General features: G+C 52.2%; 11 protein-coding genes. 4 read left to right on the forward strand and 7 right to left on the reverse strand.

Annotation, left to right across the window (positions count from 1 at the left end; genetic code table 11):
• Positions 1-33: 33 nt before the first annotated feature.
• Positions 34-1,050, forward strand: a complete 1,017-nt coding sequence (locus NSP04_RS00305; RefSeq protein WP_257510340.1) for a hypothetical protein — start codon at positions 34-36, stop codon at positions 1,048-1,050.
• A 44-nt stretch (positions 1,051-1,094) separates the two neighbouring features.
• Here NSP04_RS00305 and NSP04_RS00310 read toward each other — a convergent pair whose 3' ends face one another.
• The 5 genes from NSP04_RS00310 to NSP04_RS00330 form a co-directional block, all read right to left on the reverse strand.
• A complete protein-coding gene (locus NSP04_RS00310; protein WP_257510341.1) occupies positions 1,095-3,443 on the reverse strand; it encodes an acyl-CoA dehydrogenase in 2,349 nt (782 codons plus the stop codon).
• Positions 3,444-3,480: 37 nt separating this feature from the next.
• On the reverse strand, positions 3,481-5,625 hold the full coding sequence (locus NSP04_RS00315; protein ID WP_257510342.1) for a 3-hydroxyacyl-CoA dehydrogenase NAD-binding domain-containing protein: 2,145 nt from the start codon (positions 5,623-5,625) through the stop codon (positions 3,481-3,483).
• 21 nt (positions 5,626-5,646) lie between these two features.
• Positions 5,647-6,852 (reverse strand): acetyl-CoA C-acetyltransferase, encoded by a 1,206-nt coding sequence (locus tag NSP04_RS00320; protein WP_257510343.1) that lies wholly within the window; start codon positions 6,850-6,852, stop codon positions 5,647-5,649.
• A gap of 147 nt (positions 6,853-6,999) precedes the next feature.
• On the reverse strand, positions 7,000-7,425 hold the full coding sequence (locus NSP04_RS00325) for a type II toxin-antitoxin system VapC family toxin (RefSeq protein ID WP_257510344.1): 426 nt from the start codon (positions 7,423-7,425) through the stop codon (positions 7,000-7,002).
• A complete protein-coding gene (locus tag NSP04_RS00330; RefSeq protein WP_257510644.1) occupies positions 7,422-7,616 on the reverse strand; it encodes a type II toxin-antitoxin system VapB family antitoxin in 195 nt (64 codons plus the stop codon). Before NSP04_RS00330 ends, NSP04_RS00325 begins: the two co-directional genes overlap by 4 nt.
• 115 nt (positions 7,617-7,731) lie before the next feature.
• Between NSP04_RS00330 and NSP04_RS00335 the strand changes: the two genes are divergently transcribed.
• The 3 genes from NSP04_RS00335 (at position 7,732) to NSP04_RS00345 (ending at position 10,956) form a co-directional block, all read left to right on the forward strand.
• Positions 7,732-8,352, forward strand: a complete 621-nt coding sequence (locus NSP04_RS00335; RefSeq protein ID WP_257510345.1) for a TetR/AcrR family transcriptional regulator — start codon at positions 7,732-7,734, stop codon at positions 8,350-8,352.
• 86 nt (positions 8,353-8,438) lie between these two features.
• Positions 8,439-9,668: a hypothetical protein gene (locus NSP04_RS00340; RefSeq protein WP_257510346.1), complete on the forward strand. Its 1,230-nt coding sequence runs from the start codon at positions 8,439-8,441 to the stop codon at positions 9,666-9,668.
• 82 nt (positions 9,669-9,750) lie between these two features.
• Complete coding sequence (locus tag NSP04_RS00345; protein WP_257510347.1) at positions 9,751-10,956, forward strand: ammonium transporter; 1,206 nt, start codon at positions 9,751-9,753, stop codon at positions 10,954-10,956.
• A gap of 12 nt (positions 10,957-10,968) precedes the next feature.
• Here the strand turns inward: NSP04_RS00345 and NSP04_RS00350 are convergent, their stop codons facing one another.
• Together NSP04_RS00350 and NSP04_RS00355 are read right to left on the reverse strand one after the other, a co-directional pair.
• Positions 10,969-11,670: a DUF599 domain-containing protein gene (locus NSP04_RS00350; protein WP_257510348.1), complete on the reverse strand. Its 702-nt coding sequence runs from the start codon at positions 11,668-11,670 to the stop codon at positions 10,969-10,971.
• A 44-nt stretch (positions 11,671-11,714) separates the two neighbouring features.
• A complete protein-coding gene (locus NSP04_RS00355; RefSeq protein ID WP_257510349.1) occupies positions 11,715-14,789 on the reverse strand; it encodes a Mur ligase family protein in 3,075 nt (1,024 codons plus the stop codon).
• Between the last annotated feature and the right edge of the window lie 7 nt (positions 14,790-14,796).

Raw genomic sequence — 14,796 nt, forward strand, 5'->3', positions numbered from 1 at the left:
ACGCATTCACGATTGGAAACTTTGCGATCCCGAATGCTGACCCAGCAAGGTATCGACACAGACTACCAAGTTCAACTTATTGAAAACTACCAGCGACGTGCGGAAAGATTGGGGTACAGCAACAGAAACCCGTTGTTTAAACCAGTGATTGAATTTCTGGAACCTGCCCGGGGAAAACCAAGTGAAATTGCGGGGATCAAGCCACTTGACGATGCCATGCTGATACTTTGTGATCTGTATCGGCAAAAGTACGGTATACAAATATGGCCTTTGATTCCAAGCCAAGTAAACGCTCGCGGCAACGAGCACATCGCAAAGTGCTTGCGGGCATCGAACGGCGATGCGTTTGGATTAATCGTTCCTTCATCTGTCACTCAAACCACGCGCAACTATTCCGGGCATGTAGTGCCCTATGTAGTTCAACAATCAAAAAACGTTATTCAGATCATGAATCTGGATTCAATGCCCAACGCGCAGCAAAATTTTTTGATGACCAATTTTATTCGCGATGAATCAAACGCAGGCAATGACGTGATTGAATTTAAAGTCAGCGATGACCGACAAACCAGTAAAAATGGCTGCAAGGTGGATTCCATTCAAATTTTAAAAGACACCTTGCGGTTTTACAAAGAAGGGGATTTCGATTCCCTGCACTCGCTTTTGGGCGGAACCGAGAGCACACGTATAAAAGATAGAAAACAGGTGACACCGCACTTTGCAACAGCCACATTGATGCTGCCGCCGTTTCTGCTCAAAACAGCCCAACGCGGCGCCTTTATTCGGGAACAAGGCTATGAAAATGTTGCAGGCGTGCAACCTTTTCAAGAACATTCCCTTGATGCGCTTCCGCAATCAATCGAACGACACCGAAGCAAATATTCTGCACCACTGAGCGCAGCAACACCCCCAAAAACGCCAACAGAAAAAACTGCCAATCATTTTCTGCTGGTGAAGGCATATCACCAAATTGGCAAGGTGCTGGACAAGCTTGAATCATTTGAAACGGCGAGCGACAGGCAGCACTACTTGCGGCGAATTTCAATTCAATAAAAAAAGCCTCCCGAAGGAGGCTTTTTCTTTGACTGCAAAAACAATCAGGCCACTACGCGCAATTTTTCAACTGCTTGCACGGGCTTTTCGTTGTGCAAAACATTCGGTACGTTGGCACATTCAAAACCGGGGGCGTAGGTCACTGACTCATCACCAAAGAATTCTTGTGGTGTGAATTCATCGACCATAATGGCTTCCAGGCTAATGCGGTTGGCACGGTCCAGCAGTTTTTTGTCAGCTGCTGTAATAATGCCTTTGGCCAATGCGGCTTCAGCCATTTCTTGCACAGAACCCTTGTCCACCAACTTCGAGCGGCGCGCCTGAATCACTTTCATTTGCACCACTTCAGCTTCTTGCACAGCCTGGAAGGCTGCCATCAGGCGCTTCACGCCTGTGGTTTGGGCCAGCACTTCATCGCTGTCCAGTTCAGCCAGGCTGAACTTGGGCATGTACAAATCGCCAGTAATACGCGCCAGTTGTGCGCCACTCTTGGTGATTGTTTTGGCCACGGTGGGCACCAAACGATCAAGACCAGAACCCACAATCGGGTTCACGCGCAGGCTGAAGTAACCCACGGTGCGCAGCAGGAAACCGACCGGGTTGTTGCCGAAATTGGAATAGATCGACTCGAAAGCTTTCTGTACTTTCGCCAATGCGTATTCACAAGCGTACTGCACCAGTGGCAAATCTTCCTTGATTTCACCTTCGGCCACGTAGCGGCGAATGGTTGATATTGCCAACAGTTGCCAGCCCAAGGCATCGGCGAAATGACCGGTGAGTTGCTGGCGTGCTTTCAGCTTGCCGCCCACGGTAATCAACGCCATGTCGGTCAGGAATGAGTAGCGTGAAGACGCCCAGGCCAGCTTACGCAGGTAGGGTGTTACGCCATCAATTTTCGGAGTGCTGGCCATGTAGCCACGGGTCAGCGTAAGGCCAACCAATCGGCTTGTGTTGACTACCATATGGCCGATCCAGCCCTTCAGCGCGCTGCTGAATGTGGGCAGGTCGTTGGCTTCCAGTGCGTTCGCAATTTTGAATGCATAAGGGTGGCAGCGCACAGCACCTTGACCGAATGTAATCAGCGAACGGGTCATGATGTTCGCGCCTTCAACGGTAATGGCAACCGGGGCTGAACAGTAACCGCGACCAATCACGTTGTTGGGGCCTTGCATTACACCTGCACCGGCCATCACGTCCATGGCATTCTTCGCCTGTTCACGTGAAAGTTCGGTGAGGTAGGCTTTCCACACAGCGGAAACCACGGGGGGCTGCTCGTTGTTGTCGAGTGCGCTAACCGCATAAACACGCGCTGCTTCACTGAGGTAAGCCATGGCTGCGATTTCAGCCAGCTTTTCCTGAATGCCTTCCATTTCAGCAATCGGCATGCCGAACTGCTGGCGCACACGGGCGTAAGCGCCTGAAGCAGCAGCTGCTGCACGCACACCACCCACTGCACCGGCCGGCAATGAAACGGCCCGGCCACCGGCCAGCTGTTCCATCAACATGCGCCAGCCCTGGCCCGCACATTCCGCACCACCAATAATTTCATCGGCATCAATAACCACGTCGCGACCAATAATTGGGCCGTTGTAAAATGCATCGCCAATTGGCTGGTGGTGCTTGCCCATTTCTAGGCCGGGTGTACCACGGTGAACCAGGCCCACAGTAATACCAGGCTCAACACCTTTGCCCAACAAATTGTCTGGGTCGTGCAGCTTGAATGCCAGCGAAATCAAATTGGCAACAGGTGCCAAAGTAATGTAGCGCTTGCGGAAGTTCAGCTTGATTTGAACTTTGCCTTCTGCGTTTTTGAACACCACGCCACGCGCCAGAATGGAAGCGGCATCAGAACCGGCTGTGGGCTCGGTCAAACCGAAACACGGCAAGAATTCACCAGTGGCCAAGCGTGGCAGGTAATGTTCTTTCTGCGCCTGTGTACCGTAATGCTTGATCAATTCGGCTGCGCCCAAGCTGTTGGGAATTACAACCAAAGTGGACAGCAAAGGGCTGTGTGAAGTGATCATCGCCATGATGGTTGAAATGGCGTTGGCCGAAAATTCCAGACCGCCAAATTTTTGCGGGATCAGGAAAGAATAGAAACCTGCAGACGCCAGGAAATCAACAGCCTGCTTTGGAATGATGCGGGTGGTTGCAATTTCATGCGCATCGCACATTTCGCACAACTGCTGCACTGGGCCGTCGATGAACTCGCGCTCGCGCTGGCTCAATTTCGAATACGGCTCGGCAAACATTTTTGCAAAGTCGGGCTTGCCTGAAAACACTTGCCCGTCGATCCACACCGTACCCGCCTCAAGCGCTTGGCGCTCGGTGGCGGAAATTTGCGGCATGGCCTTGGCTTTGATCAAGCCATTCATGATTGCTTTGAATACCATGGTACTGCTCCTATTGATTCAAATCAGTTGACTCAAATTAGTTCAAATTGTCTTCAAGCTTCTTGCCCTGTGCGGCAAGTTCAACCAGCATGCTGGCGGGCTTGAAACGTTCGCCATACTTGGCGGCCAGTTCTTCGCAACGCTGCACGAACTGGGGCAAACCTTTGGCATTGATGAACTGCAACATGCCGCCGGTGAAGGGCGCAAAACCCAATCCAAAAATTGAACCGATGTTGCCGTCGGCCACGGAACGCAGCACTTTTTCCTGCATGCAGCGTGCGGCTTCATTGGCCTGGATGTACATCAAGCGGTCTTGCAATTCTTGCGAAGAAGGTTGTTGTGCAGCCACCGGGAATTCTTCGGCCAGGCCTGTCCACAGGGTTTTTCCGGCAGGGGTGTAGTCGTAAAAACCTTTGCCTGCTTTCTTGCCAATGCGGCCATGCTTTTCAGCCACGGTAATCAGCGTTTTGTAACCAGGGTGATCTGGGAAAGTTTGGCCTGCGGCTTCCATGTCTTTCTTGGTTTGCTTCATGATCAGCAAGCTAAGGCTGAGCGACACTTCGTCGTACAACGCCAAGGGTGGCATGGGCATGCCGGCTTCCAGACCTGCCATTTCGATAGAACGTGGGTGAACGCCCTCGCCCACCATGGCAGCGGCTTCCATGAGGAATGTGCCGAACACACGGCTGGTGAAGAAACCACGGCTGTCGTTCACCACAATCGGTGTTTTACCGATTTGCTGAACATAGTCAAAGCCCTTGGCCAGTGTTGCATCGTCGGTTTTTTCACCCATGATGATTTCAACCAGCGGCATTTTGTCCACGGGGCTGAAGAAGTGCAAACCGATGAACTGGTTGGGACGCTTGGACGCTTCGGCCAGGCCAGTAATAGGCAAAGTCGATGTGTTGGATGCGTAAACCGCGGTTGCTGGAATAACCGCTTCCGCTTTGGCGGTTACTTCGGCTTTCACGCCACGGTCTTCAAACACAGCCTCGATGACCAAATCCGCGCCTTCCAGCTTGGAATAATCGGTGGTGGCGGTGATCAGGTTCAGCAGTGCTTCTTTCTTTTCAGGGGTGCTGCGCTTCTTGGCAATGGCTTTGTCCAGCAGGTTGGTGCTGTAGGCCTTGCCTTTGTCTGCACCTTCTTGAGTGGCGTCAATCAACACCACTTCAATGCCCACTTTCGCTGACACGTAAGCAATGCCGGCACCCATCATGCCTGCACCCAAAATACCCACCTTTTTCACGGTGCTTTTTGCAGGTGCGCTGGGGCGGCTTTGGCCTTTCTTGATGCTGTTCAGCTGATACCACAGCGTGTTCATCATGTTCTTGCTTTCTTGCGACAACACGCAGGCAGCGAAGTAACGGCTTTCCACTTTCAGGCCAGTGTCGATGTCGGTAATACCGCCTTCAAACACGCAGCTTGCAATGTGCTTGATGGCTGGGTAGTTACCAAACGCTTTGGCGTTGGCCATGCTGGGAGCAATCGCCCAAATTTGTGCGATGGCAGGGTGCTTGGAATCGCCACCGGGGAATTTGAAACCCTTCACATCCCAAGGCTGCAAAGCTTTGGGGTTGGCCACTGCCCAGGCTTTCGCTTTGGCAATCATTTCTTCGACTGTGTCGGCTGTTTCTTGAACAATGCCCTTTTTCACGGCTTGCTCGACGCGCAACTCGGAACCCTGGGTCATCATTTCCAGCGCACCCTGAATGCCGATAATTCGCGGCAAACGCTGTGTGCCACCGCCACCAGGTAACAGTCCCAGCTTCACTTCGGGCAGGCCGAATTTGGCTTTGGGGTTGTTCAGCGCAACACGGTGGTTACAAGCCAGCGCCAGTTCCAGACCGCCGCCCAATGCCGTGCCGTTCAAGGCACACACAATCGGCTTTTCGCACTTTTCCATGCGGCGCAGCAGGTTTTTGAAGGCTTCGGCCAAATCAAACGCTTGCTGGGCTTCGGTAATTTTGTAAACCGTGTCCAGATCTGCGCCTGCCAAAAACTCTGGCTTGCCAGAAGTCAGCACCACACCTTTCACGGTTGCATCGGTTTCAATGCGGGTCAGGGCTTCCGCGAAGGGGCCCATCAATTCTTCGTTCAATACATTCATGGAACGGCCGGGCATGTCGAGCGTAACTACCGCGATGCCATCCTGACCGAGTTCAAATTTCACTGCACTCATTGTTGTTTCTCCTTCGGCCAATTAGATGCGTTCGATGATGGTGGCAATACCCATGCCGCCGCCCACACACAGTGTGGCCAGGCCCAAGGTTTTGTCTTGCCGCTCAAGTTCATCAAGCAAGGTGCCGAGAATGATTGCGCCAGTGGCACCCAGTGGGTGGCCCATGGCAATCGATCCGCCGTTTACGTTCACGCGGTCCAGGCTAACGCCCAGGTTGCGCGCAGTTTGCATGGGCACAACTGCAAACGCTTCGTTGATTTCCCACAGGTCAATGTCGGAAGCCTTCAAACCTGCTTTTTGCAGTGCTTTCAAACAGGCCGGTGTGGGGCCAGTCAACATGATGGTGGGTTCAGAACCGATGACCGCTGCGGCACGAATGCGCGCACGTGGCTTCAAACCTGCCTTGCGGCCTGCTTCTTCTGAACCGACCAGTACCAATGCAGCACCGTCGACGATGCCGGACGAGTTACCCGCGTGGTGAATGTGGTTGATTGTTTCAACCGTGGTGTACTTGCGCAGGGCCGTTGCGTTAAAGCCCATGCTGCCCATCATGGCGAATGAGGGCTGCAAAGTGGCCAGGCTTTCCACGGTGGCGTTGCCACGAATGAATTCGTCGTGGTCCAACAGAATCAAGCCGTTCAAGTCTTTCACTGGTACGCGGCTTTTGTTGAAACGGCCTTCGGCTTGCGCCTTGGCGGCGCGGCGCTGGCTTTCTACGGCGTAGCTGTCTACGTCGTGGCGGCTGAAGTTTTCAAGCGTGCCGATCAGGTCGGCAGAAATACCTTGGGGAATAAAACCAAGTTTGTCGTTGATGCGGGGGTCCATGAACCACGCGCCGCCATCGCTGCCCATGGTCCAGCGGCTCATGCTTTCCACGCCGCCAGCAACCACCATGTCTTCAAGACCACTGCCCACCTTGGCTGCAGCCAGGTTCACTGATTCAAGGCCTGAAGCGCAGAAACGCGATTGGGTAACACCTGCCACTGTTTCGGCCCAACCGGCATCCAACACAGCAGTGCGGGCAATGTCAGCACCCTGTTCGCCAACGGGGGTTACGCAACCCAGCACCACGTCGTCAACAAGGCTGGTGTCCAGATCATTGCGCTGCTGCAAAGCAGTCAGCAGGTTATTCAACAACCACACGGGTGTTGCCTGGTGAAGGCTACCGTCTTTCTTACCTTTGCCCCGTGGGGTTCTTACTGCGTCAAATATCAGTGCCGATGGCATCTGTGCCTCCTGGTTATTCTGGGTACGGTAATCGGAATTACCGAAACTATAGTGAATTGCTCACAGTCCAGAATGGCGATGTGCAAACGCACAATCAACCCAAGAAGTTACTTTAGAGTAGCGGCTCTATGAATATGGTAATTTGCCTTACCGTTTGCCGTCATCGGTGTACTGGCGTACAGAGTCGTGCATAAAAAACCGGTCTTGAATTGGGGGCTGCAAACCCAGTTCCTTGACCAGCCGCAAAAGCTGCATGTCGCGGGTCCACAGGGTGGTTCCCGGCGACAATAACACCGAAGCCAATAAGTGTGTGTCGACATAACCCAGGCCCTGCCCATGAAGTTCGCGCAGTTCAACCAACTCCAGTACCTCGGTGGGCGAGGCCAGCACCGTGGGCTCCAGGTCGGCCATCCAGATTAATACCCGTTCGCGGTCTTGGAGATTGGCCAGCGCCATTTCGCCCAGTACGAAGGGGTGGCCCAACACACTGCCCTCGTTCAAAAGGCGTACCAGCTGTGGCTCGGATTGCTGAAAATGATCCACCCACACGGTGGTGTCGACAAGCACTTTCACAGCTGCCACTGCCTGCGGGGAATATTTTTCAGTTCAGGCTGGCTACCGCCCAGCAAAGCCAACCTTCGGGCACTTTCCCTTTGAATGAGCGCACGCAGTGCTTCGCGCAGCAATTCATTTCGCTCGCCAAGGCCAGAAAGCTGTTGGGCTTTGGTTAATAATTCATCATCCAGATTCACAGTGGTGCGCATGGTTTGATCCAAAATTGAATGAATCAACATTAGCACCAACTGATTCAGTTTTTGATTCACGCCCTTTTGCCTTTTACAGGTGGGTCCGGTCACTGCCAAGCCTTCAACAAAACATATGAACAAAACCAACACTGACAACGCAAGCGCCAACCCAGCCAATATGCGCAAAGCAACACTGGACCGCATTGAAAACGCTGTGCTTGAATTGTTTACGCTGCACGACTTCAACAATGTGCCTTTGATCGAGGTGGCCCGCACCGCCAATGTTTCGCTACAAACCATTTACAAATACTTTGGCAGCAAAGAACAACTGGTGGCCTATGTGCTGGACACCACACTGAGCCGGCTGGCCAACCGCATGATTGACCACCTCGAAGGCATTGAGGATTACCGGGAGCGACTGCGAAAGACCCTGTGGGTAATGCTGGATTATTTCGACAAACACCCAAAGGTGATTTTGTTGTTGACCGTTTCAATTCCTGCAAGCCGTTACCAAGACCTACCGGTGTATGAAAGCCCGGAACTGATGGGTGCGTTTCTGGGCATGTTGAAAGAAGGGCAACAGAAGGGTGTGTTAAACAACACGGTTTCAAGCAAGATGCTGCTGGACGTGTTCATGGGCGTGTTTGGGCGTGTTGCACAAATGCATTTTTTGCGGAAAGAGAACAACCGGCTGATTGACCAGTTCGATGATTTGTTTGGCATTTTGTGGGGGGCCTTGAAAGCCGCGCACTGAGCGCCACCCGAATTTAATAAAGGGTCATGGAACTTGCTGGCCTGAATTGTCCACTCAAACTTAATGAGGCCCTGCACGGATATTCCATGAACATGCCCGTACAAAGTTTGAATGTCGCCAGCTGGCACACCCTGAAAGAACAAGCCGCCCCAAATTTGAATCAAGGCGGCGATCTTCCTTCCATTTCCCCAAACAGCCCGGCGTGGGGCAACTTCAAGCGTAATGCTGACATGCGCACGCCTTACGTTTCGCAATTAAATGAATCCATACGAGGCATTCATCAATTCATTGAGCAACACGCCGCACCTGGCACCCAACGCAAAATCGCCTTAGGCAATTTGCAGCACATGCTGCAAGCCAAAGTAAATTGCCGGCCCAGTGACCTGTCGCCTTTAATGATTAATGAAAACCGGCGCAACTTAAACCTGTTTGTTCAGCAATTGAGCAACCCGGCAATTCCTTTGGCGCAGAAGTTGGGGGCGGCTTTGTCAATGGCCCAAGGTTTGGGGGTGTGCACTGAAGGTGAAACACTGAACATACTGGAAAGTACACAACAACTGTGCCAACAACAAACAGGGCTGGCTGGTTTGCTGGTGAACACGAAAAACACATTGATCGAACAACACCTTCAAGCACTTGTGCAGCATGAAGACCAAGCCCAGATGCGCGCCAATTTGGCCAAAGAACTTGAAATTCATCACATTCAAGCTCTGAAAAATCATGTGGCCGGTGAGTGGGGGCTTGGTGTGGTTGAAGACCGCCACGCCACTCAAGCCTACCAAGAACAAGTGGGCGACATGGCTGCCAGCCTGTTGCGCCAAACCATTACACCAGCGTTGCTGGCAAACACGGTGGCAGACAGCTTGGCGCAGGCGCTGGTTAACCACACCGCCAGTTCAATTCAAACTGGTATGCCCGCAGACCAACTAAAAACCGAACCCCTGCGCAGGGCAATTCAAGCGGAATTTGGAAACAGCATCGAGCTGGAAAACTGCCTGGAGTTCAACGACGACTACACTGAAGTGCGTTTGAAGCCACAGGCCGAACTGGCATTGCTGGCCATGAAAACTTTTCAGGAAATTGGCCTTATTCATGCCAACGCCGACCCCAAAGAACTGCTTCGCCAAGCGGGGCCGAACATAACCAAGGCGATTAAAAGTGTGGATCACTTGCGTGGCACTGTAAGCAGCCATCTCCGGAATGACCACACAGGGGATCTTTTGTCCGGATTCTGGATGGGCCATGTGAACGGCATCGGTGATACCGACCGAAAAAGAAAAGAACGAAATAGTCTCCTCATTTCAGCGCACCACTAAGGTGCAGCTTCAGGTTTAAAAGCGGGCATTGTTTTTGCATTAAATGCCCCACTTTTAACCATAAACCTGAAGATTCACCAAAATGGAACAAATCACACTCGCACTCGACACGCTTTTCGTGCTCTTAGGCGCCATCATGGTGCTTGCCATGCACGCTGGTTTTGCATTTCTGGAAGTGGGCACCGTGCGCCACAAAAACCAGGTGAATGCACTTGTCAAAATTCTGGCCGACTTTTCAGTTAGTACCATCAGCTATTTCTTTATTGGGTATGCAATTGCATATGGCGTTGGTTTTTACGAACCCGCCACCGTATTGAACGAAGGCAACGGCTATTCGCTCGTGAAGTTTTTCTTCTTACTGACCTTTGCAGCAGCCATTCCAGCAATCGTTTCCGGCGGCATTGCCGAGCGTGCCCGCTTTGTTCCACAGTTGGTGGCTACCGCAGCGTTGGTGGGTCTAATTTACCCGGTGTTTGAAGGCATCGTTTGGAATGGTAATTATGGCTTTCAAGAGTGGCTAACGACCAGTTTTGGATCGCCCTTCATGGACTTTGCGGGCAGCGTGGTGGTTCACGCAGTCGGCGGATGGATTGCATTGGCTGCTGTGCTGCTGCTGGGTTCGCGCCGTGGCCGCTATACGAAAGACGGCCGCATCAGTTCACACCCCCCATCATCCATCCCCTTCCTGGCATTGGGTAGTTGGGTGCTGGCGGTGGGCTGGTTTGGTTTTAACGTGATGAGCGCCCAAAAAATCGAGGGCATTTCTGGTTTGGTGGCAGTGAACAGCCTGATGGCCATGGTGGGCGGCACCCTGGGCGCACTGGCCGCTGGTCGCAACGACCCTGGTTTTGCCTACAACGGCCCACTGGCTGGCCTGGTGGCTGTGTGTGCAGGCAGCAACATCATGCACCCATTGGGCTCACTGGCTGTGGGTTCCATGGCTGGCGTGTTGTTTGTGTACATGTTCACCTTCACGCAAAACCGCCTGAAAATTGACGATGTATTGGGTGTGTGGCCACTGCACGGCATTTGTGGTGCGTTTGGCGGTATTGCGGCGGGTGTATTCGGCCAGCAAGCCTTGGGCGGCATGGGTGGTGTGGCCTTCATGAGCCAACTGATTGGTACCGTGGCGGGGGTTTTGTTTGCGCTGCTTGGCGGATTCCTGGTCTACGGTGTGCTGAAAATAACCGTGGGTATTCGCCTAAGCGACGAAGAAGAATTCAACGGTGCAGACCTGACCATTCACAAGGTAAGCGCCAGCCCCGAACGCGAAACCAGCAGTTGGTAATTCGTAATTTGTTTATTTCGACATAATCTCCAGGGCTTCTGAGTAGAAGTCCCTGCGGATCAGCACAAACACAATCAATGCGCTGAACGCCATCAACAAGCCGGGGTGAATCATCCAGGTCACTGATGCAATGCCAAAGTAGTAGCTGCGTAAGCCTCGGTTGAATTCATCGCCGGCCAGGCTGTTGATGCGCGCCATGCGCGATACATACGCTTCGTTGTACTCTTTGTCCGGATTGCCATCGGGTGCAGCGCCCACCAGAATGGTGAGCAGGTTGAACTGGCGCAAACTCCAAGTGAATTTGAAGTAGGCCACCACAAACACGGCCAATACCAACAGCACTTTGATTTCCATTAGCCCACGGCTTACTTCACGGCTGAAAGGCAAATCGGAAGTGATATTCACCAATTGATCGAGCGTACCCAGCAACGCGAACAAACCCGCAATAATGTAAATGGACGTGTTGGCATAGAACGTTACGCTGCTGACCAGATTGCTGATCAGCGCGGTGTCGCCCACCCGGTTGCTACGCCGAACCAGTTCGCGCGCCCAAAGCTTGCGGAATTCATGGGTTTTTTGAGCCAGGCCGTGCCGACCAAACCGGTTACGCCCATCGAACACATAGTTGTAACCGCGAAAACAAATGACAAAAAACGCCACGGCGATCCAGTCGAAGGGTGTGAGCAGTGAAATTGCAGATTGAACAGCGGTCATTGTTGATCCGGTAGCAGTTTATTTGGAAGTAGCTCTGGTGTGGATTAATTGATTGCCATCAAGGTAGCGACCACCTCATGAAGACCGGTACCATGCGAGCCCTTGAACAAAACCACGTCGCCATCCTCTATTCTCTCACTTAGCACAGGCAGCACCTGATCCAGCTGATCAACTGTTGTTGCGAATCGGGCAATGTGACTGAAATTTTCCGCCAAGCGCCTCATTTGTTCGCCAAGAAGTATCAAGCCCTTGATTTTTTCAGGACTTAGCAGTGGCAACAACTCCCGGTGCAATGTTTCAGACTGGTCTGCCAACTCAAGCATGTCACCGAGCACCAAAACTGGCTTTAGACCACGACGCTGTGCACTGACGACAGCATGCAGAATTGCCGCCTTGGTCGACAAAGGGTTGGCGTTGTAGCTTTCATCAATGACACAAACCTGCTTGCCGGAAATAGTGGTGTCAAATTCACTGCCCCGCCCTGCCAAGGGCTTAAAGCCACCAAACCGTTCGACAGCTTGTTGCACGCTCAACCCCAGGCAATACACAACGGAAACGCAAGCCAGAAAATTGGCAAGGATGTGATCAGCAATATCAGTGGCTGAAAGTGGATATACCTTATTGTCGATGCGGATCTGAAACAGATTGTTTGCAGTGCCATCGCCTAGCAGTCGCACATGGCAACTTGCATGCCGGCCAAATGTGCATAAGTTGAGTTGGCATTTGTTAGCCGCTTTTTCGAGTGTCTCAAAGCAATCGGTGTCGCGATTAATGACAGCGAACCCCCCTTGTTCGACACCCTCAAAAATGCGTGCTTTGCGCTGTGCAATTTCTTCAAGAGTGTGATGGTATTCAAGGTGCGCGTGGCCAATATTGGTCACCACCGCGACATGGGGCCGTGCCAATTGGGCGTTGATGTGCATGCGGCCAATTGCCATTTCAGCGACAAAAAAATCGTTTTCCCACAACGCATTTGCCATATTCCATGCAATACCAACCGGCAAATTGGCATTGCCCTGAGTTCCGGCGCAAGACCCGAATTGCCCAAGCACTTGGCACAAAAGGGCTACCGTGGTGGTTTTTCCTGCACTGCCGGTAACTCCAATCACCTTGCTCCGCATTTGGGAACGCGCATGACGACCCAATGCAACGACGGCTTTTTCAGTGTCGTCCACCAGCAACAGCCCGCAATCTTCAGGCATATTTGGTGGGCGTTGGGTGGCCATTATGCCTTTGAAACTTCTTTCCCCAGTCGAAAGCCGTTGGATGGAAACACCGCGTTCTTGGTCATTCTGACTAACAGTCAGCAACTGACCTTCCTGAAATGAGGGCCACCAACTACACACACCTTGAGGAACCCAATCGCTTGGGGGAGGAATTAGCCAAATGCCACCCGTGGCATTGGCCATGGCCGAAGGGTGCCATTGTGTTGCCCGGTCAGCAGGTAAAGGAGTGCTAGGTGCGGCGCTTACAGGTACGCCATTTAACAGATGTCTTCGATAGGCAAGCAAACCGGACAAGTAATGCTCCACATCGTCGATGCGCACCCGGTAGGCTTGGTGACGAATGAAAAAAGAACCCAGGATAGAACTAGGTTTGCCAAAATACATCGCCCATTCCGGCCAGAAGAAACCGTTCAACAAATAGTTGGCCCGCCAATGCATTGCCCGGTAAAACTTTTCGACATCTACCTGCGAATACAGGTCGGAATATTCGGGTATGGCCTGCAAGCGAACCAGCATTTGCTCAGCCGCCATCATCAGCTCAAGCAGAGTGGGAAAGGTGGTGATGCGCGTCTGCACAAAATCGAGGTGATTGATGAAATTTCGGATACCGAACTCAAAATAAACGCGCTTGGGGCGATACAGGGTCAGCTCGTTTACACAGTAACTAAGCCAGTGGTCGTTGGCCTTCCAGTGGCGGGCTTCAATAAAATATTCAAAAGCCAATTCAACGGCCTGAAGCCACTGAGCACGGCGCGTAATTTTGTAAAGGCGCATCAAGGCAAATGCGGCTTCGCCGTCGTAATAAATTATGCGGAACTGCTGCTTCACCGAAAGCTCGGGGTAGTTCAAAACATGCACAAACTGCCGTGTACCGGGGTTCAGCATGGCCACAATGCCTTGGGCCAATAATTCGGCCAGCGCAAGGTATTGGGTGCTACCAGTTAGTTCGGTGTATTTGGCCAAGGCCAATATGCACACTGCGTTTCCACCCAATTTGATTTCATTGCCGGTGTCGACCAGAAACGCGGCTTTAATTCCACCCGGCAAAGTGACTTGCTTGATCAACTGCGTACACAGGCAATTCAGTGAACGGTCGATGGCGGCTTTCAGGGTTTCGCTTTTTGTAAGTTCCCAGGCTTCCAGCATGGCGTAGGTTGAGCTTGCATGGCGCAGGGTGTTGTAGGTAGGTATCTCGCGGTTAAAGCAGGGAAACAGGCCGTAAACAAACATGCCGTTGGGCTTTACTTGCCGGGCTAAAAACTCACTGGCATCCAGTACAAGTTCTGCACATGAATCAGCAGTTAAGGGGGCCAATTCACGGCGCCCGGTGGCTACACCCTCGGAAACAAGGGGATGCACAACACCATCGGTTCCACAGTACGCGCCAACTGAATCGAACAGCCAAACAGCTTGTTCCTCCGAATGATTCAATGCAAAACTTTGACCATACTTTTTTCGTGCATAGCTTTCGAAATTTCCAACGTTCAGGGCTGCACATTCCATGTCAGAGCCATCGTAAAACATGGCATTGCCGTTCAATTCGCCCCACACAAAGCAATGCTCAAACTGCGCATCAAGCGCAATACTTCGCGTGAAATAATTTCGCTTGGTTTGTGAAAGTTTGCGTTTCAATTCGCCCCAGTTTGTGGGCTCAACACGCACCACAAGGTCGATGCGCAAATGCACACAACTGCTGACTGCTGTAGGCGGCAGCTGTTCGGTGTGCGCATGAAGTTTTTGCCAAGCTTCACCGAAGGTTGCTGCGCGAAATGTTGCCACTGTTGCACGTGAACTGCCATCTGAAAACGACAGGATCAACACGCTGGGTTCGATGCTGGCAGGCACCACCACTGATTCGAAGTGTACACGCAGTAAATCAAGCCGTTCATTCATGTTTTTA

Source organism: Limnobacter parvus (genome assembly GCF_024623725.1).
Classification (GTDB): domain Bacteria; phylum Pseudomonadota; class Gammaproteobacteria; order Burkholderiales; family Burkholderiaceae_B; genus Limnobacter; species Limnobacter parvus.

Excerpts from the sequence above, each read along its gene's own strand:
- NSP04_RS00305 (WP_257510340.1), top strand. The coding sequence starts at position 34 with ATGCTGACCCAGCAAGGTATCGACACAGACTACCAAGTTCAACTTATT.
- NSP04_RS00310 (WP_257510341.1), bottom strand. The coding sequence starts at position 3,443 with ATGGTATTCAAAGCAATCATGAATGGCTTGATCAAAGCCAAGGCCATG.
- NSP04_RS00315 (WP_257510342.1), bottom strand. The coding sequence starts at position 5,625 with ATGAGTGCAGTGAAATTTGAACTCGGTCAGGATGGCATCGCGGTAGTT.
- NSP04_RS00320 (WP_257510343.1), bottom strand. The coding sequence starts at position 6,852 with ATGCCATCGGCACTGATATTTGACGCAGTAAGAACCCCACGGGGCAAA.
- NSP04_RS00330 (WP_257510644.1), bottom strand. The coding sequence starts at position 7,616 with ATGCGCACCACTGTGAATCTGGATGATGAATTATTAACCAAAGCCCAA.
- NSP04_RS00335 (WP_257510345.1), top strand. The coding sequence starts at position 7,732 with ATGAACAAAACCAACACTGACAACGCAAGCGCCAACCCAGCCAATATG.
- NSP04_RS00340 (WP_257510346.1), top strand. The coding sequence starts at position 8,439 with ATGAACATGCCCGTACAAAGTTTGAATGTCGCCAGCTGGCACACCCTG.
- NSP04_RS00345 (WP_257510347.1), top strand. The coding sequence starts at position 9,751 with ATGGAACAAATCACACTCGCACTCGACACGCTTTTCGTGCTCTTAGGC.
- NSP04_RS00350 (WP_257510348.1), bottom strand. The coding sequence starts at position 11,670 with ATGACCGCTGTTCAATCTGCAATTTCACTGCTCACACCCTTCGACTGG.
- NSP04_RS00355 (WP_257510349.1), bottom strand. The coding sequence starts at position 14,789 with ATGAATGAACGGCTTGATTTACTGCGTGTACACTTCGAATCAGTGGTG.